General features: G+C 40.6%; 17 protein-coding genes. 6 read left to right on the top strand and 11 right to left on the bottom strand.

Going from position 1 to position 19,637, the window contains the following annotated elements; all coding sequences use genetic code 11:
• Positions 1–47: 47 nt before the first annotated feature.
• From FJR37_RS09390 to FJR37_RS09380, 3 genes are all read left to right on the top strand, one after another.
• The gene (locus FJR37_RS09390) at positions 48–1,733 is read left to right on the top strand and encodes an AarF/ABC1/UbiB kinase family protein (RefSeq protein WP_168465874.1); all 1,686 of its coding nucleotides are present in this window, start codon (positions 48–50) and stop codon (positions 1,731–1,733) included.
• A gap of 21 nt (positions 1,734–1,754) precedes the next feature.
• Complete coding sequence (locus FJR37_RS09385; protein ID WP_168465873.1) at positions 1,755–2,483, top strand: Stp1/IreP family PP2C-type Ser/Thr phosphatase; 729 nt, start codon at positions 1,755–1,757, stop codon at positions 2,481–2,483.
• 1,360 nt (positions 2,484–3,843) lie between these two features.
• A complete protein-coding gene (locus FJR37_RS09380; protein ID WP_027402129.1) occupies positions 3,844–4,041 on the top strand; it encodes an NblA/ycf18 family protein in 198 nt (65 codons plus the stop codon).
• A 124-nt stretch (positions 4,042–4,165) separates the two neighbouring features.
• Here the strand turns inward: FJR37_RS09380 and FJR37_RS09375 are convergent, their stop codons facing one another.
• The 8 genes from FJR37_RS09375 to kdpA form a co-directional block, all read right to left on the bottom strand.
• A complete protein-coding gene (locus FJR37_RS09375; RefSeq protein WP_039204445.1) occupies positions 4,166–4,369 on the bottom strand; it encodes a hypothetical protein in 204 nt (67 codons plus the stop codon).
• Positions 4,335–5,996, bottom strand: coding sequence for a serine/threonine-protein kinase (locus FJR37_RS09370; RefSeq protein ID WP_168465872.1), 1,662 nt, complete (start codon positions 5,994–5,996; stop codon positions 4,335–4,337). The genes FJR37_RS09375 and FJR37_RS09370 overlap by 35 nt, the downstream gene beginning before the upstream one ends.
• Before the next feature lie 425 nt (positions 5,997–6,421).
• Complete coding sequence (locus tag FJR37_RS09365) at positions 6,422–6,889, bottom strand: hypothetical protein (RefSeq protein ID WP_039204443.1); 468 nt, start codon at positions 6,887–6,889, stop codon at positions 6,422–6,424.
• Between the two features lie 84 nt (positions 6,890–6,973).
• Positions 6,974–8,125, bottom strand: a complete 1,152-nt coding sequence (locus FJR37_RS09360; RefSeq protein WP_168465871.1) for an anhydro-N-acetylmuramic acid kinase — start codon at positions 8,123–8,125, stop codon at positions 6,974–6,976.
• Between the two features lie 512 nt (positions 8,126–8,637).
• A complete protein-coding gene (gene kdpC, locus FJR37_RS09355) occupies positions 8,638–9,237 on the bottom strand; it encodes a K(+)-transporting ATPase subunit C (protein WP_039204441.1) in 600 nt (199 codons plus the stop codon).
• 288 nt (positions 9,238–9,525) lie between these two features.
• Entirely contained in the window at positions 9,526–9,663 is a 138-nt protein-coding gene (locus FJR37_RS09350; protein WP_160290050.1) for a potassium-transporting ATPase subunit F, read from the bottom strand.
• Positions 9,664–9,897: 234 nt separating this feature from the next.
• The gene (gene kdpB / locus FJR37_RS09345) at positions 9,898–11,994 is read right to left on the bottom strand and encodes a potassium-transporting ATPase subunit KdpB (RefSeq protein WP_039204438.1); all 2,097 of its coding nucleotides are present in this window, start codon (positions 11,992–11,994) and stop codon (positions 9,898–9,900) included.
• Positions 11,995–12,074: 80 nt separating this feature from the next.
• Positions 12,075–13,760: a potassium-transporting ATPase subunit KdpA gene (gene kdpA / locus FJR37_RS09340; RefSeq protein ID WP_168465870.1), complete on the bottom strand. Its 1,686-nt coding sequence runs from the start codon at positions 13,758–13,760 to the stop codon at positions 12,075–12,077.
• Between the two features lie 159 nt (positions 13,761–13,919).
• Here kdpA and FJR37_RS09335 point away from each other — a divergent pair, with 159 nt between their 5' ends.
• Both FJR37_RS09335 and dnaN read left to right on the top strand, forming a co-directional pair.
• Positions 13,920–14,654, top strand: coding sequence for a DUF1995 family protein (locus tag FJR37_RS09335; RefSeq protein ID WP_039204435.1), 735 nt, complete (start codon positions 13,920–13,922; stop codon positions 14,652–14,654).
• A gap of 170 nt (positions 14,655–14,824) precedes the next feature.
• The gene (dnaN, locus tag FJR37_RS09330) at positions 14,825–15,976 is read left to right on the top strand and encodes a DNA polymerase III subunit beta (RefSeq protein WP_039204433.1); all 1,152 of its coding nucleotides are present in this window, start codon (positions 14,825–14,827) and stop codon (positions 15,974–15,976) included.
• A 363-nt stretch (positions 15,977–16,339) separates the two neighbouring features.
• Here the strand turns inward: dnaN and psbV are convergent, their stop codons facing one another.
• Both psbV and FJR37_RS09320 read right to left on the bottom strand, forming a co-directional pair.
• Positions 16,340–16,831 (bottom strand): photosystem II cytochrome c-550, encoded by a 492-nt coding sequence (gene psbV / locus FJR37_RS09325; RefSeq protein WP_168465869.1) that lies wholly within the window; start codon positions 16,829–16,831, stop codon positions 16,340–16,342.
• Between the two features lie 177 nt (positions 16,832–17,008).
• Positions 17,009–17,458 carry a hypothetical protein gene (locus FJR37_RS09320; protein ID WP_168465868.1) on the bottom strand — a complete coding sequence of 150 codons (450 nt, stop codon included), beginning with the start codon at positions 17,456–17,458 and terminating at the stop codon, positions 17,009–17,011.
• A 277-nt stretch (positions 17,459–17,735) separates the two neighbouring features.
• On the opposite strand from FJR37_RS09320, the gene FJR37_RS09315 reads away from it, so the two are divergent.
• Positions 17,736–18,578, top strand: a complete 843-nt coding sequence (locus FJR37_RS09315; RefSeq protein ID WP_168465867.1) for a lysophospholipid acyltransferase family protein — start codon at positions 17,736–17,738, stop codon at positions 18,576–18,578.
• Between the two features lie 34 nt (positions 18,579–18,612).
• Here FJR37_RS09315 and FJR37_RS09310 read toward each other — a convergent pair whose 3' ends face one another.
• Positions 18,613–19,338 carry a DevA family ABC transporter ATP-binding protein gene (locus tag FJR37_RS09310; protein ID WP_039204429.1) on the bottom strand — a complete coding sequence of 242 codons (726 nt, stop codon included), beginning with the start codon at positions 19,336–19,338 and terminating at the stop codon, positions 18,613–18,615.
• Between the last annotated feature and the right edge of the window lie 299 nt (positions 19,339–19,637).

Raw genomic sequence — 19,637 nt, 5'->3', positions numbered from 1 at the left:
TACCTCCCCTACCTCCCTCCGTAACAACCCGACGGTATAAGAAAAATATGGAACAAGGTTACTCAGACAAAGCATACCGTTGGAATCGGGAAGAATACTCTAGCAAACGCCGCTTTGTGGATATTTGGTCTTTTGTCTTGACCTTGATGTTCAAAATTTGGCGCTATAACAAAGCTTGGAGTTACTCCGGTGGTGTAACAGAATCTAAGCAAGCAGCTAGACGCAAAGCCCAAGCAATCTGGATTAGAACCACGTTTTTAGATTTGGGTCCGACTTTTATTAAGATTGGACAATTGTTTTCAACTCGTGCGGATATTTTCTCTGCTGAATATGTGGAGGAATTATCTAAGTTACAAGATAGAGTCCCAGCATTTAGTTATGAACAGGTAGAAGGAATTATTGAGCAGGAATTAGGTAAGACTGTTCCCACACTTTTCCAAGATTTTGAACCTGTTCCCCTCGCTGCTGCTAGTTTGGGTCAAGTCCACAAGGCCACCTTGTATACTGGTGAGTCCGTAGTTGTCAAAGTCCAACGTCCAGGACTCAAAAAGCTGTTTGAAATTGATTTAGGCATTCTTAAAGGTATTGCCCGCTATTTTCAAAATCATCCCAAATGGGGACGCGGCAGAGATTGGATGGGTATATATGAAGAATGTTGTCGCATTCTCTGGGAAGAAATTGATTATCTGAATGAAGGACGCAATGCCGATACTTTCCGCCGGAATTTCCGCCCTTATAATTGGGTAAAAGTACCGAGAGTTTATTGGCGTTATGCTACTTCTAGAGTAATTACTTTGGAGTACGTGCCGGGGATTAAAGTTAGTCAGTATGATGCTTTAGATGCTGCGGGTGTAGATAGAAAAGCGATCGCTCGCTATGGCGCACAAGCCTATCTCCATCAACTTCTCAACAATGGCTTCTTCCACGCTGACCCCCACCCCGGTAATCTGGCAGTTAGTCCCGACGGGGCTTTGATTTTCTACGACTTCGGGATGATGGGAACAATTAAATCCAATGTCCGCGAAGGATTAATGGAAACCTTATTTGGCATCGCCCAAAAAGATGGCGATCGCGTGGTAAAATCTCTAGTTGATTTGGGAGCGCTTGCCCCAGTTGATGACATGGGACCAGTCCGTCGTTCAGTCCAATTTATGCTGGATAACTTCATGGATAAGCCCTTTGAAAATCAATCAGTGGCAGCCATCAGTGAAGACTTGTATGAACTCGCTTATGATCAACCATTTAGATTTCCAGCAACTTTTACCTTCGTCATGCGTGCCTTTTCCACCCTCGAAGGCGTTGGTAAAGGTCTAGATCCAGAATTTAACTTTATGGAAGTTGCCCAGCCTTATGCAATGCAGCTTATGACAGATAACAGTAGTTCTGAGGGGAATAGTTTCTTGAATGAATTAAGTCGTCAAGCAGTCCAAGTTAGTAGCACTGCTTTAGGATTACCACGAAGATTAGAAGATACCCTAGATAAAATAGAACGTGGGGATATCCGTCTGCGAGTTCGCTCCGTCGAAACTGAACGCCTGATCCGGCGACAGAGTAATATACAACTGGCAATAAGTTATGCTCTTATTATCAGTGGTTTTACAATTGCCGGCACAATTCTCCTAGTTAGCCATTATGTCTGGTTAGCAAGCTTTATTGGTTTAATTGCCGCATCAGTTTCATTCATGCTGATTCGCTTGCTTTTACGCCTCGACCGTTATGATCGGATGTATTAATTAATTGTTCACGAAAAATCTATGAAACTTGAATCTACCGGTTGTACAGATCCGGGGCTTATTCGTGCTTATAATCAAGATTCCTACTATATTGATCCCACAGGGCGATTTTTTATAGTTGCTGACGGTATGGGTGGTCATGCAGGAGGAGAAGAGGCTAGTCGCATCGCTACTGCCGAAATTTGTGCATATCTAGAGCAAAATTGGCAATCCCCCGAATCTTCCTCAAAACTCCTAGAACAAGCTTTATCCACTGCAAATAAAGCCATAGTTCAAGATCAGCAAAATCATCCTGAACGTGCTGATATGGGAACTACAGCCGTAGTAGTAGTTATCCGTCCAGATGAATTACCTGTATGCGGTCATGTTGGTGATTCCCGTCTTTACCGTCTGCGAGAATCACAATTAGAACAAATTACAGAAGACCATACCTGGATTGCCAAAGCCCTGAAAATCGGTGATATTACTCTTGATGAAGCTAGGGTTCATCCCTATCGTCATGTTTTATCCAGTTGTTTAGGCAGAGAAGACCTCAACCACATTGATATTCAGCAACTAACTTTGGAAAATGGCGATCGCCTACTCCTCTGTAGTGATGGACTCACAGAAGAACTCATAGATCAGAAAATCTTTAAATACATCAACGACGCACCCAATTTAGAACAAGCTGCTCACACACTAGTTGAAGCCGCCAAAGAACAAGGTGGACACGATAATATTACCGTTGTCCTTGTGTCCGTAAAAGCCTAATTTTCCAGTCTCCTCTCGTTCCCATACTCTGTATGGGAATGAATTCCAGAAGGCTCTGCCTTCAACAATAGATTTAGGCAGAGCCTCTGTGATAGCATTCCCAGTCAGAGACTGGGAATGAGATGAACCCTTCCCCCTTGCCTAACTAAAAAAGTAAATATACTTAACAATTTGTTCAAATTGAGCATTTTTTATATTAACAATTTGATAAAAATATTTTTAATCTCCAAAAATTACCACAGGAGCTTAAATTTCTATAATTTCCACAATTGACATATTGCACCTTGTAGTATGTCTTAAATAGATAGCAAATAAGCGGTTAAGACATCAGAGAATCAAAATCAGTGCCAAGCATAAAACTTGCCTGTGTCCTGATTTCTCACCAATAACCTCTAAATAGCAACCAACCCATAACTACTGTAATTTAAAGAATTTCCACCAAAATCAAACCATCCAACTTGCACAAATCCGCTCTCTGCGGAGTTGATTCTTGTATCAATAGATTCAATACCAGTACATACCTCAGAAAAATAAATTCAAAAAGATGGGCAAATTGTCAAAGACTTGTTATCTTTCTTAATATAGAGAAACAAATGTCAGGCAAAATCTAGCCCAAGGATTACCTCTTCGGACTTTTATGTAATTCAACAGATTACAAATAAAGGAACTAAGGAATTTAAATAACAAGCAACAGCCTGTTTTACCAGAAAATTCCCGACCTCCAACTTTTCAATTCTGTGATCAATTTCGATTTTACACCTTGTTTGTTTTGGAGTTCATTGTCAGTAACCCAGCCCTAAACGGACTGAGCTTGCAAGAGTAATCAAGCAAGCCGTACTGACCATACCACCCTGAGCGTCTTGCCCTGACTTGTGCCGAGCGAAGTCGAGGTAGCGAAGTCGAAGGGAGTCGAAGGGTAGCCGTTATTTGAGTCACGACACCCACCGAATGCGTAGCCCCTTCGGGGTTCAGCAGTCGCTCATGGGGGAAACCCCCAAGACCGCGCTGCTTCACTAGTTCCCTGCTCTGTCATTTGCAATTAAACAGTTTTAGGGTCACTGAAACAGTGTTGCAAGTCTAAAAAGCTTTTATAACTGGTCGTTCGCGCCAGCGTGCCGGAGGCATCTAGCTAACATTACCCCAGAAATGGGAGGCTATGAGTGAGCAAAACATTATGCGTACAGAGTTGGAGAATTTGAATCGGTAATTGTCCCGTTGAAAGTACATCACAAAGGTACCCCGAATTTCCTAACTCCAAGGCGGTAATGAAAAAATATTCAATTCAAGGCGGTTAAAACCGCACAAGTCGTTTCCCTCTCAGGTTTGAAGACACTGAGTTTCCCACCTAACGCGAGGTTTTATGAATCAACGAACTGAACTATCTTTGGAACAGCAATTTAGCATTCGCTCTTTTGCCACACAAGTCCAACACATGAGCCACGAACAAGCTCAAGATTTTTTGGTCAAACTGTATGAGCAAATGGTCGTTCGTGAAGCAACTTATCAAGAAATGCTCAAACACCAATGGGGTCTAGAATCAGATCCCAATATGGCATAGGGTTACTAATGAGTAACGTCTCCTGTATCGCAGTGGGCGACCTCCTTCTCTTGCTCGTTTCCAGACAGGAAAAAAGCTGGGGATGTTGGGGCGTTAACTTCGATTACTACTACAGTATTGTGATTTATCCTCCAATTAATTCTTTATTTTTTAATTCTTCATTTTCTAATTCTTCATTTTCTAATTCTTCATCCTGACTCCTGACTCCTGACTCCTGACTCCTGACTCCTGAACTCCTGAACTCCTGACTCCTGACTCCTGCCTCCTGACTCCTGACTCCTGACCTGAAAAGATCAACCAGAAATATCGAATGAAGAATCAGTATCAATTGTTTCTAACTTAGCTAATATTTTAGGTTTAATTTTTTCATATTCCTTTTTCAATAGATTTTTACTAATTTGACCATCTGTTGATGAGGTTAAACCTTGACTGGAAACAAGCCACTCTTGCAATCTTTCTCTTTGAGCCGCAGCAATATTTGATTGTAATATATGTGTGCAAGGATGAGGAGTTTCTTTAGTAAAGAATAATAAACGATATTGCCCAGTATTCTGTAGTAACCCCGTGATTTCTTGACCAGAATTAGTTTTGAGATCCAAATAATAAGACAACCATTTAGCCCCATGTTCACGAGTATAAATAACTGTAATCCACAACATGACCGGATGAGGAGAAGAAATAAATAGAAATTGATTGTAGCGAGTACAAACTAAGCGTTTTTGAATTTCTTCTTGGGGTAGCATCACCCATAACGCTGGTAACAAAGTTTTATCGTGGTAAATGGGTTGAATAAAAACAATATTGGCAATTGGTTTATTGTGTGGCCAAGTAACTAACTGCGTGATGTCATGATCAACTGAATATCTCCGTAGTTCGACTTGTGTATTGTGATTGGTAATGGGAATTGCCAGCAGATTGGTTTTTATTGTCTCTGCTGGTGCAGGAACTACAGGGAAGTTGGGGTTAATAATTTCTTGAGCATCTTGATATATAAGAGTATTATTAATAACCGAAGTATCTTTAATGAAATGAGTATTATTAATAACAGGATTATCTTTAGTGGTATTATGCGTGTCCTTTTGCTGTTCTACAGTAGTAAGAATATTAATAATTTCATTGATACTTTGGGGACGTTCACTAGGTTTTTTGCATAAACAATTCATAATTACATCTTCTAATTGGTTGGGTAGGTGCAAATTAGGAGAAATTTCCGCAAAGGAACAGGGTTTTTCAAAAGTGTGCGCTTTATACCATGATCCAAAAGTGTTGGTTGATGCCACCACAGGAATTTTACCAGTCAGCATTTCAAACATCATGATCCCAAAACTGTAGATATCAGAACGACTATCTAGTTCTTTACCTTCAATTTGTTCAGGAGAAGAATAAGCCAAAGTTCCTAAATAAAACTTGGTATGGTCACTATCAGACATGAGTAATTTAGCAATACCAAAGTCTAAAACTTTGACTAATTCTCCAAAACTGGGATCTTGAATCACCATGATATTGCCCGGTTTAATATCACGATGGATGATTGGACAAATTTTTCCATCTACAGGAATACCATCATGAGCGCACTGTAGTCCTAAACCGATTTGCTTGGCTATTCTGAGAAATCTTGGTAAACTTAGGTGTTTTTTGCGAATGATCTGACCTAATGTTTGTCCCTGTAGATATTCCATAACGTAGTATATTTCATCTACCCCATAGTCCATGACTCGGACGATATGGATGCTTTTTTGACCGAGTAAGGCGCAAGTTTTAGCTTCTCGCTCAAATCGTTCTTGCCAAGGCATCCTTTCGTTTTGCATTGATAAAGTTAGAAACTTGACTGCAACAGGGACACCTCCCAGCAACGTATCCTTAGCACGATAAACTCGTCCCATTGCGCCAAAGCCAATTAGCTCTTGTAGTTGGTAACGGTTTCCGAGTAAGCGACCAATGTTGGGGTCTGACATAGAAAATTCGACTCCAATGTTTAACAGTTCAGGGGATAGTACCGCAGGGCGGAAGTCAAAAGTCAAAAGTCAAAAGTCAAAAATAATAGGTCGCAAGCTTTTCAGTCCTACTTGTATACTTACGTAAAAATGCTGGATTTGGATTAGGACATTTACTAGTTAGTAAAATTATTTATGGTTCTTCGGTTATTTTTATGGAAAACCCGGTTCAAAATCATTGAAAGCCCTATTGTGTAGGCATTTCATTGAAAATATGGAAATAATTGTTTATAACCCTTGTCCCGTAAGGGTTTTGTTATCACCAATCCTCAATCACCATAAAAGAGACGCAAGAGCCTTATTTATGAGAATTAGAGATGGGAATTTTGAAGTATAACTATATCGTTTTTCCGCACAAATGACTCCTGACTCCTGACTGAGTACAACTAATATGGTTGGCGTTCTAGACTAGCTTCCATTGTGCTATCTAAAAAATGACCAACAAGAATGCCACTAGTTAGATAATATTGATTATCATTAATTCGATGTAGGGTTTCAAAACCACTCTGTCTCTGACGGTGGCGAAGGTCAGTGGAGCTATCTCCGAGTACCCAATAACGCTGAACAATTGTATTTGGACAAATCCAGCCTTCACCTTCTATTTGTCCGAGGTAATTATGTTGAAGCAGAAAAGTATACTGCCGATCTCCTTCATGAAGTCGTCCTTTATACTGGAAAGAAATTTCTGGGCGATCGCTGTTAGGAAAGATTAATTTTGTAGCCATAGAGAACCAATTATCTCGATTCCAAACCACTAATGTTAAACCTTTCAAGGGAATTGGTTGACTATTGCGCTCCAACCAACTACCTTGGATCACCCACCGTCCTGGTTCTAATAAAAAAGTATGTCCCACCTGCTAAATCCCTTGTTTTAATCCAGCACAGTCGAAGTTTAGAAATACTTGCTAACATAGTATTTTGAGAGACAAGAGACTAAATTAGCGATAATTATCGTGAATTTCTCCTAAAAGCATCTCTTGATATGCTCCTGTGACTGCGGGTAAGTTACCAGGAATATTGATGTTTCGCCAGTATGCTAAAACCGCAAAAGCGATCGCTTCTTTAAATGCAGCACTTAAGCCAAACTCATCTGTAGTTGACACTGGAACATTCCCTAACAGCAACTGTAAGCGATTTTTCAAGTAACTATTACGACTGCCACCACCACATAATATTACCTTATGTGGTCTTCTGGGGAGAAAATTATCATAACTATGGACAATAGAAACTGCCGTTAATTCTGTGATAGTTGCTAAAAAATCTGCGGAATTAAGTTGGTAGGGTTGGGCATCCTGTAAACAATCATGCAAGTAGGTAATCCCAAATAACTCCCGTCCAGTAGATTTAGGTGGTGGTAAATGGAAATATTCGTGACTTAGCCATTGTTCCACCAAGGGGTAACAGGGTGTACCACTGGCTGCCCAATCACCATTATTATCATAGCTTTTAGTGCCACTTGTAAAATGCTGGACGGCTAGATCCAATAAACTATTACCCGGACCTGTATCCCAGCCGCGAATTTGCGACAACCAATCATCACTACGGGCGGGAAGATACGTAACATTACCAATACCCCCAATATTTTGAATACAACGTTCTTCCTGGGGATGACTGAGTAAATAGGCATCTACTTTAGGAACAAGGGGCGCACCATGACCATAAGCAGCTATATCTGCTATTCGGAAATTACTGACAGTAGTAATACCTGTTAAATGGGCAATCATCGCGCCCCGTCCCAGTTGGCAGCTATAACCCAGTTCTTCTAGTCCTTGGGGTGGACGATGGTAAACAGTTTGACCATGAGAACCGATGAGAGTGGCTCTGTAATGACCAATTTGAATATGTTGAGCAGCTTGGGCAAAATTATGAGCGATCGCATCATCTATTGCGGCTACATCTGCCATTGACATCGCAGTACCAGCCCCAAGCCCTAGAATGTGTTCTCTGAGTTGAGGGGAGTAGGGATAGGTTTCCCCTGCTAGTAATTCCACCTTCAGATCCAAATCTCCACCAGAAATTTCTACTAAAGCGGTATCTATCCCATCTACAGACGTACCACTCATTAAACCAATCACACGAGTCGGTTGCATTGACTCAAATACTTTTATGAATTTGCGATCGTAGTGTAATTGATCCTATTACCCATGTCAAAACAATACTTCTACTATGCTTGAATTTAAAAATCCCTTGTTATGTAAGGCTTGACCATACAACCTATGATGATTGTTCCTTCCTGCTACCTCCTGAATGGGCGCAAGCCCTGCGCCCCTACATTTTATACCACGCTTCATTATCAGCAACCCCTAAGAGGGTGTTTAAAAAGTCATGATTGCTGTATTAAATATTTTACCCCTCCCTAACCCTCCCCTTATAAAGGGGAGGGAACTAGTACCGCAAGGCGGAAGTCAAAAGTCAAAAGTCAAAAGTCAAAATGAAGACAGTATAGGCTTTTGGAGGATTTAGAATGGTTGGTTTATTTACGCCGTTTTGTACTAGATTTTTATTGTTACCCCCCTTTACAAGCCCTTTACAAGGGGAAAGGGGGTAACAATGTGATGAAAATTACGGCATACCACCTTTCAAACTTTCAAACAACCCTTAACTAATTTTGCTGACGATTAATATCTTGTAAATCCAAAGCATAATTTAAACGTAAAATATTTACCGCTGGTTCACCAAAAATTCCTAAAAACCTGCCATCAAAATACTTATTAATCAACGGAATAATATCATCTTCCTGAATACCCCGTGCCTGTGCCACTCTCTCTATTTGTTGTCGTGCTGCTTTTAAAGAAATATGTGGGTCTAAACCAGACCCTGACGTATAAATCAAATCACCCACAGGTTGTTTATCCTGATTCTGTAATTCTTCCACCTGCTTGAGAATACGTTCTTTAAGTTCTGGATTAGTGGGAGCGAGATTACTACCTCCAGAAATACCAGTCGGTTGAGCTTTTTTACCTTGACTATATCTAACAGCGCTGGGACGACCATGAAAATAACGATCAGATGTAAATCCTTGACCAATTAAAGTCGAACCAATAGGTTGATTATTGATATTTAAAATCATACTACCATTAGCTGAAATCGGGAAAAAAGACTGACCGACTAGCAATATAAAAAGAGGATAGACAATTGCTGTTAATAACCAAATTACCAAAGTTATTCTAATTGCTTTGAAAGTTTCTTTAAAAATAGACATAATTTAATCTTGATTTAAGTAGGTGAACACAATAAAACCAAACTGTGTAAAGAAATGCAAAATCGCCCAAACCCTCTTCACTCTTGCCTCTTGCATGAGTGCCTTTTGCCTTGCCATAACGACAATTTTCAACACCAACCTACTTAATCTTGAATTTAATAAGAGGATTCACCGAAGTAGGGGCGCAGGGCCTGCGCCCAGTCAGGATGTAGAAGTAAAAGTGCTGTATGGCTTTTTCTATAAATTTTGTAACCCATTCAAATACATATCGCCATGATTTATCAATTATTAAAATCGTTCTGGCTGAAAAATGACTGTTAACAAATAAACCACCAACATTATAGTAGTAAACCCTAAAACCCCCATTGCCCAAGTAGAAACCCTATCTAAACTGAGAGTAGTATTAGCATAAACCACTGGAGTCATAAATAAACTGAAACACATCACTATAAAAATAGTGATTGGTAATTGGTGTTTAAACTTGGATAATCGAATCAATGGTATCATCTTCATAAAGAAAAAGGTAATATACAAGAAGTAAAAGGCAAGAATTATCAATTACCTATTCACGTAATTACAGCAGAATTCACCGACTCAGGAGTAAAACTGTCTGGCTGTGAATATAGATCCTGGACTTGATTAATCTGCAATCTGCTATATTTACGCTAAACCCACAAATGTAATCATCATATCTATTAATTTAATCGCAATAAATGGAGCAATCACCCCACCTAAGCCATAAATTAAAATATTTCTTTGCAGAAGTTGATTAGCGGTTAAAGGTCGAAACTGAATACCTTTTAATGCTAGAGGAATCAAAGTTGGAATAATTAAAGCATTGTAGATCAACGCTGAAAGAATAGCCGAATTAACGCTACTCAACTTCATAATATTCAAACTTCCTAAATTAGCAGCCGTGAAAAGTACGGGAATAATTGCAAAATATTTAGCAATATCATTAGCGATAGAAAATGTCGTCAACGCTCCACGAGTAATTAACAATTGCTTGCCAATACTAACGATATCAATTAATTTGGTGGGATCAGAATCTAAATCTACCATATTAGCCGCTTCCTTAGCTGCTTGCGTTCCCGTATTCATAGCCACACCTACATTAGCTTGTGCCAAAGCGGGAGCATCATTAGTTCCATCCCCTGTCATAGCTACTATTTTACCCTCAGCTTGTTCCCGTTGAATCACACTGATTTTATCTTCTGGCGTAGCTTCAGCAATAAATTCATCTACTCCAGCTTCTTTTGCAATCACAGAAGCAGTAATCCGGTTATCTCCCGTCAGCATGATAGTCCGTACCCCCATGCGTCGGAGTTGGTCAAATCGTTCGCGGATACCTGGTTTAACAATATCTTTGAGATAGATAACACCGTAAATTTCGTTATCAAGACAAACAGCTAAAGGTGTACCACCTTGATGAGAAACTTGTTGATATGCAACATCTAATTCTGGTGTATCTCTTCCATGACGGGAGAGAACAAAGCCTTGAATTGCTCCTACTGAGCCTTTGCGTACCTCCCTACCCCCAGGTAAATTAGTACCACTCATGCGGGTTTTTGCTGAAAATTCTATCCCCTGTGCTTGTTTGCGGTCTAAATCAAAATTTGCCCCTAACTTTTCTGCCAGTCGGACAATAGATTTACCCTCTGGAGTATCGTCAAAAATACTAGCCGCCAAAGCCACGTTAGCAATTTCCGCCATTGAATGACCATTGATGGGGATAAATTCTTCTGCTAAACGGTTGCCAAGGGTGATTGTTCCAGTTTTATCAAGTACCAGAGTATTAATATCGCCACAGGCTTCTATTGCCCTACCAGAGGTGGCAATGACGTTAAATTGTGCTACTCTATCCATACCCGCAATACCGATGGTACTCAGTAACCCGCCAATAGTTGTGGGGATGAGGGCTACCAAAAGAGCAATGAGAACAGGAATGCTCACAGGACTATTCACATAGTAGGCAAAGGCGGGCAGAGTGGCTACTACGAATAAAAATACTAAACTCAGAACTGCTAATAATACTGTTAAGGCAATTTCATTAGGGGTTTTAGTCCGTTCTGCTCCTTCGACCAGAGCAATCATCCGGTCAATAAAGCCTTTGCCTGGTTCAGCAGTAACACGAATAATCAGTTCATCAGAAATTATGCGTGTACCACCTGTAACTGAACTGGCAACGTCTGAACCTGATTCTTTGAGGACTGGGGCAGATTCGCCTGTAATTGCTGATTCATCCACAGAGGCGACACCCATGATTACTTCACCATCTGCGGGAATCACGTCGCCTGAGACTACATATATAGTGTCTCCCTGTTTTAAGCTGTTGGCAGGAACTTCTGTAATTGTGCCGTCAACGGTGATAGTTTTAGCAATGGTGGCTGATTGGGTTGAACGTAAAGTATCGGCTTGGGCTTTACCTCGTCCCTCGGCTACAGCTTCGGCAAAGTTGCTAAATAGAACGGTGAATAATAAAATTCCCGTTAATAGTCCGTTAAACAGATGGGGATTTTTTTGACTTACTAGACCGAATAATTCAGGGTAAATGGTGACAGAGAAAGTGATGATTGTTCCTATCCATACTAAAAACATCACTGGATTTTTGATGGCATATTGGGGATACAGTTTAATAAAGGCATCTCCTATTGCCCGGAAATACAGTCCTTTATTAGATACTCGCGTTTTTCTGTGTTTCTTACGGCGATAACGGGGACGGGGAGCTTTAGAATGAGAGGTAGTTGCTGAGTTCATATATAAGTAATTTTCTAGGAGTCACCGAGTCAGGAGAAAGAAAGAAGACAATTATCTTCATCCCTATTCCCTCATTGTTTCTAACTACCAGAGGCGAGTTTAAAGCCTTCGGCAATTGGGCCTAAAGCTAGAACAGGGAAGAATGTGAGGATGCCTAAAATTAGGGTGACACCAGCAGTAATTCCGGTAAATAGCAGAGAATCAGTTTTTAAAGTTCCCCGGCTTTCTGGACTGGCTTGTTTTTTAGACATACTATCAGCTAAGAGAAGTAGGGCAATAATGGGTATATAACGTCCTGCGAAAATACTGACAGTTGTACTTAAGTTCCACCATAATGTGCTGTCATTTAATCCTTCTAAACCAGAACCGTTATTGGCTGCGGCTGAGGCGTATTCATAAACTACTTGGGAAATTCCATGAAAACTTGGGTTACTAATTCCCGACAAGGATATAGGATAAGCTAAAGCTATGGAACTGGGAATTAAAATCATCATGGGGTGAATTAATAGCACTACACTAGCCAAGACAATTTCCCGTTTTTCAATTTTGCGCCCAAAAATTTCTGGTGTGCGCCCTACCATTAAACCGGTGATAAAAATGGTGAGCATCAGATAAATGAAGAGATAAGCTGTTCCTATGCCTTGTCCTCCCCAAATTATTTGTAAAAATAGGTTGAATAAGGTAGAAAATGTGCCACTGGGCATGAGGGAATCGTGCATTCCGTTAACAGCACCGCACATGGTGGCTGTGGTTGTAACTGCCCATAGTGCGGTTTGCGCCCAATCAAATCTGACTTCTTTGCCTTCTAAGTTGGGTAATTCTAATCGCAAGGCATTATTAATGAGGGGATTTCCTTGTAATTCTCCTGTGGCTGTAACGCCAATGAGAACGACAAAGATGATAAACACCATTGAAAATAATAGCCAGGTTTGTTTGAGGTTGTTGGCAAATACTCCATAGGTGTAAATTAGGGAGGTGGGGATAGCCAGCATGGCAATGATTTCTATTAGGTTAGAAGCACCATTGGGATTTTCAAAAGGATGAGCGGAATTAGCTGCAAAAAAGCCACCACCATTTTCTCCTAACATTTTGATCATTTCCCAGGAGGCTACTGGACCTCTGGCTATGTACTGAATTCTCCCTTCTAAGGTTTCTACTAAGGCGGTTTTGGCTAGGGTTTGAGGTACACCGGAGATGATGAGAGCGATCGCCCCCACAATAGATAAAGGCAATAAGATCCTAGTGATAGCCTGGGTAAAATCTACATAGAAATTCCCCAGTTTTCTCCCTGTTAACCCACGAATAAAGGCAATTCCCACTACCAAACCACTAGCCGCTGAGGTAAACATTAAAAAACCTAAAGCTGATGTTTGACTAAAATAACTAAAGGTATTTTCTGTGGCGTAGTGTTGTTGGTCGGTATTGGTCAGGAAGGAAATTGTGGTATGTAGTAATAAATCCCATCTCATCCGCCCCAGTCCATTGGGATTCCAGGGCAGAAATTTCTGATAATAGAGGAGAGCGTAAACCGCCACACCCATGACTAAGTTACTGCATAGTAAGGCGCGGATATACTGCCAACCCGTCATATCATTTTTTTTACCCACACCCCCTAAAATATAAATTATTGCCTCTAGGGGCTTGATCACAGGATCAAGAATTGTCCTCTCTCCCAAAAAAACACGGGCTATGTATTTCCCTAGCATTGGCGTAATAAATACGACAATGCACAGCGTTAAAGCAATTTGTAAAAAACCTTGACTCATGTAGTTTGCACTTTATTCAACTGAAGTTCTAGCCAGTTAACACTCAACAATAATGCCTAAATTAGTAATAGATTGAATTTTTAGTGATTGGATGATTTTTTACACCACCTAAATCAATATAGTAGAAAATTAGATATTAACCCAGCGACTTGATAAACTATGGCTGAACTACCAAAAACCTTAGAAGATGCGATCGCTCAATCTTGTGAAGCGGTAAAATCAGCTTTAGCTGATGGTATAACTCGGATTCAAGTTGAGTTATTATTTCCAGAACTCAAATTCATGACGGTTGCAGAACAATTTCTCCCCCAATTTACTGAATACGAATCCCGTCTCAAAGTCTTCTTTGCTGATGCTGGTGCGGCTGCTTTAGCCCGTCGTGATTGGACAGATACACAATTCCAGATTTCCGATATTGGTACTGGTAGGGCTGCATCCCTAGAAGCAAAAATTCAGCCAGAGGATGAAATTTTCCTATTTATTGCCCCCACCTCCGTAGAAGTGCCACAATTAGAAAAGCTGTGTGAACTAATCGGCGATCGCCCCGTAATCATGTTAACACCACGACTCGAAGATTCTAGTGTAGTTGGTATCGGTTATACAGCCAGAGAAACTCGTCGTCGCTTCATTAGTACCATCGAATCTTGTTACTACATCCGTCCTGTAGATGATGAATCTGCCCTTTTCCGTTGCTACCCTGGACAATGGGAAGTATGGCAAGAAATAGAGGACGAATATCAAAAAATTGTTGAACTCCCGAAAAAACCTTCCGGTGACGAATTAGACGCAATTCTTCTCAAGGGACAAACGGCAAACACTGCGGACGCTACACCCGCCAGAAAACCCAGTGTATTTAAGAGTTTGCAACGGTTTATCAAGGCTTTAAGCAGTTAAGATCACAAAGCGGTAGGGGCAAACCCCCTGTGGTTGTACCAAATACTGGGGTAGGCACGGGGGCGCTACCCCTACATTAAATCCAAATCTTTTATATAATTAACTTTGCCTGCCTACTTACTTACCAATTACCAATTACAATTACCAATTCCCCCATTATTTAATTTAAAATGAAATTAATCTGTTCTCAAAGTGATCTTAGTAGCAACCTTTCTCTCGTCAGTCGTGCAGTCCCGTCCAGACCAACTCATCCTGTTCTTGCCAATATCTTATTACAAGCAGATGCCAAAACTAATCAAGTTAGTTTAACAGCCTTTGACCTCAGTTTAGGTATCCGTAGCAGCTTTAGCGCCGAGGTCTTAGAAGGGGGGACAATTGCTCTCCCTGCCAAACTGCTTGTAGATATCACCTCTCGTCTACCAGAAGGGGAAATCACCCTGGATGATCAATCAGGAGATAATACCGGAGAAGGTATAATTGTTACTCTCAAACCTAAAAGCGGACGTTATCAAGTCCGAGCAATGGGCGCAGAAGAATTCCCCGAACTACCTGTAATTGAAAACGCTGAAGCCATTACTCTCACCACAGCCGCACTAATTGAAGGATTGAAAGGTTCTTTGTTTGCTACCAGTTCCGATGAAACCAAGCAAGTCCTCACAGGCGTACATTTAACCCTAAAACAAGACACTTTAGAGTTTGCTGCCACCGACGGACATCGGTTAGCAGTGCTGGAAACTACAAATGAGCGCCCTGTAGAGGGTAGCGAACAGGTAGAGGTGACAGTACCAGCAAGAGCATTGCGAGAACTACAACGGATGTTAGGACATAACTCCACATCGGAAGAAACTGTAGCCGTATATCTTGATCAAGGTCAAGTAGTATTTGCTTGGCAAAATCAACGCCTAACCAGCCGCACTTTAGAAGGGCAATATCCCGCTTATCGGCAATTAATTCCTCGGCAATTTGAACGCCAAGTCACATTAGAAAGAAAGCAATTTATTAGCACTTTGGAACGAATTGCTGTGTTAGCAGATCAGAAAAATAATATTGTCAAAGTCAGCATTGATAATGCCAATCAAGAGATTACTTTATCTTGTGAAGCGCAAGATGTTGGTAGTGGTACAGAATCAATGCCAGCACAAATATCTGGCGAAGATATAGACATTGCTTTTAATGTCAAATATCTGATGGAAGGTTTAAAAGAACTACCATCTTCAGAAATTCAAATGCACTTGAATCAAAGTTTAACTCCGGTAATTTTCACGCCTTTGGGTGGATTAAAAATGACCTATTTGGCTATGCCTGTACAGCTTAGAAATTAGTTTTTGATCCGTCACACAATTTTAGATTTTAGATTTTAGATTTTAGATTTATGCCACGAATAAATTCGCGGGCTTAGAGGGTGTTTGAAAAGTCATGGTTGCTGTATCAAATGTTTTACCCCTCCCTAACCCTCCCCTTATAAAGGGGAGGGAACTGGATTTTCTTGTTTCCCTCCTTGATAAGGGGACACTAAGGGGGGTAACAATGTGATGAAAATTACGGGATACCACTTTTAAAACATCCTCTTAAGACCTCTTTGGATTTTGAATCTTCAATCCAAAATCTAAAATTTAAAATCTAAAATCCGGTCAGGGAATCTATTTTCTGTTCCCTGACAATTTGTATGACTGAATCAGGATAGTTTAGTAATAAATTTTACCGCCACCCCATTTAGTGCCAACAACTTTTGGTTCTAAGAGAATGTGTCCGGCGATCGCTTTCAAATCATCTTCGGTCAGATTTCGCATGACTCGGAAAATATTTGCACTCTTCAAACTGGGGTGAATTTCCGAAATTTCTGTTGCACCATCATAGGTAGTGGGATTTTTCATATAGTCCACCAAACCTTCAATATTATTGCGCTTAGGTAAAGCCCCTGCTAAGGCTTCTGGTTCAAGTCCCACATTTTGGTTAGTCTTGGTAACTCCACCGGCATGGCATTGAGCGCAAGCGTAATTGAATAGTCGTTTACCTTTTTTAACTTGTTTTAAGCTGAGAACAACTGTATCGCCGTTGTCATTTAATGGCACTGTACGGATAGTTTCATCCAGTTCTAAAGCTGTTGCAGTACCGACAACCATCTGTAATGTCAGCAAAATAGTAGCAACAACAACACCAATTAGTCTTTTAAACATATTTCTCCTCAAAGATTTTATTGAGTCACTGTAATACCAATATCATGTTAGGAGTCCAATTTGTTGCCAAAAATACGATCCCTTAAACTCTTGTAATTTAAATTTCTAGATAGGATAGGATCAACAAAGCTACAATAGTTGTTGTTTTGGCGATGCGATGAAAATCGTACAGGTGTACTATTTTAATACTTGTTTTTGTTGGGAAATGGCAAGGGTGTAGTTGAACTTGTCTTGTGACAAATCACCTATATAACCCACATACAATAAGTATTTGCCTGGCTGCCAGTAACCGGAGAGTTCTGCTTTGCCACCGCTATAACTATCAGCAAACACACAAAAACGCCCTCCTGGTCCAGAAATCAATAGTGTTGGCTGTCTTTCACTTTCTACCGTCAATCGTAAATAAGGCAATGGCTCTGTAACTTCAATTATTTGATTAGGAGCGGTGTTAATATTCCCACAGTTACCTTTTACACCTCCTCTAGATGTACCGTTTAATACTAATGGGTCTTGAACTTGATTTCTGCCAATTACAGTTTTTGGGGTGTCAGCAAAGCTGGACTGATTCAGTAATAAACCCATTGTGAATGCTACGGAAGCAATTTTAAATAGCCTCAAAGTTTTCATGTTATTTCTATGCTCTCAAAGGTTTATATCTTTAGTCACCGAGTCACCGAGTCAGGAGTAAAACTGGCTTTGTGTATATGGTTTAATTTAGATTTATTAAGCAAATAATAAGTAATTCTGACATATTACTTATTTAGACGGGAACTGTCAGATTGAGTTCCTACTGAATATTTTCTCATTCTAGAGTGCGGAAAACAATGGGAAGATTGCGTTAGGCTGGATGGAAATGCAAAACAGCGGATTGTCTGATCCGTATAAATCCTGATAAAATTTCCTGATGTTCAAACTAAAGCATCTTCAAACCAGTAACACAGGGTGGTCTTTGGATCAACGAGATCCAAGGTTCATCGAATCTATGATGCCTATCTTGGGCTTGTTATATAATTGTTATTTTCGAGTCCAAACCAGTGGCTGGGAAAACGTCCCAGATGGCAAAATTCTCGTTGTCGGTTCTCATAATGGTGGACTGGCTTCTCCTGATACTTCCATGATGTTATATGATTGGTTGCGTCGCTTTAGTGTCGAAAGACAGATTTATGGTTTGATGCACCCTAAGGTTTGGGATGTGTTTCCACCGGCGGCAGAAATGGCGATGAAAGCTGGCGCAGTGAGGGCGCACCCCAAAATGGCTTACAAGGCTTTGCGGGCTGGCGCTAGTGTCTTGGTTTATCCGGGTGGTGCTGAGGATGTCTTTCGACCTCATGCGATGCGGGATAAAATTTATTTTGCCGAGCGGAGGGGGTTCATTAAGCTGGCACTGCGGGAGAATGTACCGATTGTCCCAGCGATTTCCTGGGGATCACATGATACTCTGATTGTCTTGGCTGATATGTATGAAGTTATGCAGCAATTTCATAAAATGGGGATGCCTTGGCTGCTTGGGGTTGATCCTTTGGTGTTTCCCATTTATTTGGGATTACCTTGGGGATTGGCTTTTGGACCTCTGCCTAATATTCCTTTGCCTGTAACTATCTATACTAGGGTTTGTTCGCCAATTGTGTTTGCACGCTATGGAAAAGAAGCTGCAAGCGATCGCACTTATGTGAACGAGTGCTATGAGTTAGTCAAAAGCAAAATGCAGCAGGAGTTAGATATTTTAATTCAACAAGCCAGTCATTAAAATCATCCTGGCGATGCTTTTGTCGCCAGGTATTTCAACTCACTACATCTTGCAAAGAATCACTTTTTTCTCGGACAAGATGACCGTCTTCCATATAAACAATGCGGTCAGCAATATCTAAAATGCGGTTATCGTGGGTGACGAGTAAAATTGTACAGCCATGCTCTTTAGCTAATTTCTGCATTAGTTCTACTACATCCCGTCCTGATTGTTTATCTAGTGCGGCGGTGGGTTCATCTGCTAGGACTATTTTTGGTTGACTGACTAAGGCGCGAGCGATCGCTACCCGTTGTTTTTGTCCCCCTGATAAACTATCTGGATAGTAATTGAGACGATTTCCTAATCCTACTTCTTCTAACATTTGCTGTGACAGCATTAACATTTTTTTTGCTGACATTCTCGGCTGTACTTCTAAACCCATCCTGACGTTTTGGATTGCTGTTAAGCTACCGTGTAAGTTATGGGCTTGAAAAATATAACCGTTATTTCTGCGGGCTTGGGTTAATTGTTTAGCATTGGCTTGACATAGTTCATTACCTAATACCTGCAAACTCCCAAACTGGGCAGAACGTAACCCACCAGCCAAGGTTAATAATGTGGTTTTACCAGAACCAGAAGGACCTGTCATGATTACAATTTCCCCTGCATTTATAGTTAAGCTAATATTAAATAAAACTTGTTTTCGTAGTTTTCCAGATCCGAAGTAATGATCAAGATTGCAGATGGAAATTACAGGTTTAGTAGAGTTAGTAGTTTTCATAGTTGAGGTTTTAAGGATTTTTTTTGCACGCAGAGCCGCAGAGACAACAGAGAGGAATTTTGAGGAATTTAAAACATATCTGCCGGGTAGGCTGATTGGAGTTTATTTGTGGTGCTTCCACTACTGCATCCATCTGATTTATTTGTCCAATTTCGACAATGCCGTTACCGGATACTACTTCACCGGCACGGCTATAAATGTCAAAAATTACACAATTTTGAGGTGTTTTAACATAACTTTGAGCGAAATTGGCCTGTGCCTGTGCGGCTAAGTAGTGCGACAGAATTAATTACACAATG

The sequence above is a fragment of the Aphanizomenon sp. UHCC 0183 genome (genome assembly GCF_009712065.1).
Classification (GTDB): Bacteria; Cyanobacteriota; Cyanobacteriia; order Cyanobacteriales; family Nostocaceae; genus Dolichospermum; species Dolichospermum heterosporum.
The sequence above is the reverse complement of the archived record's forward strand: the minus strand, read 5'-3'. Positions and strand labels throughout refer to the sequence as shown.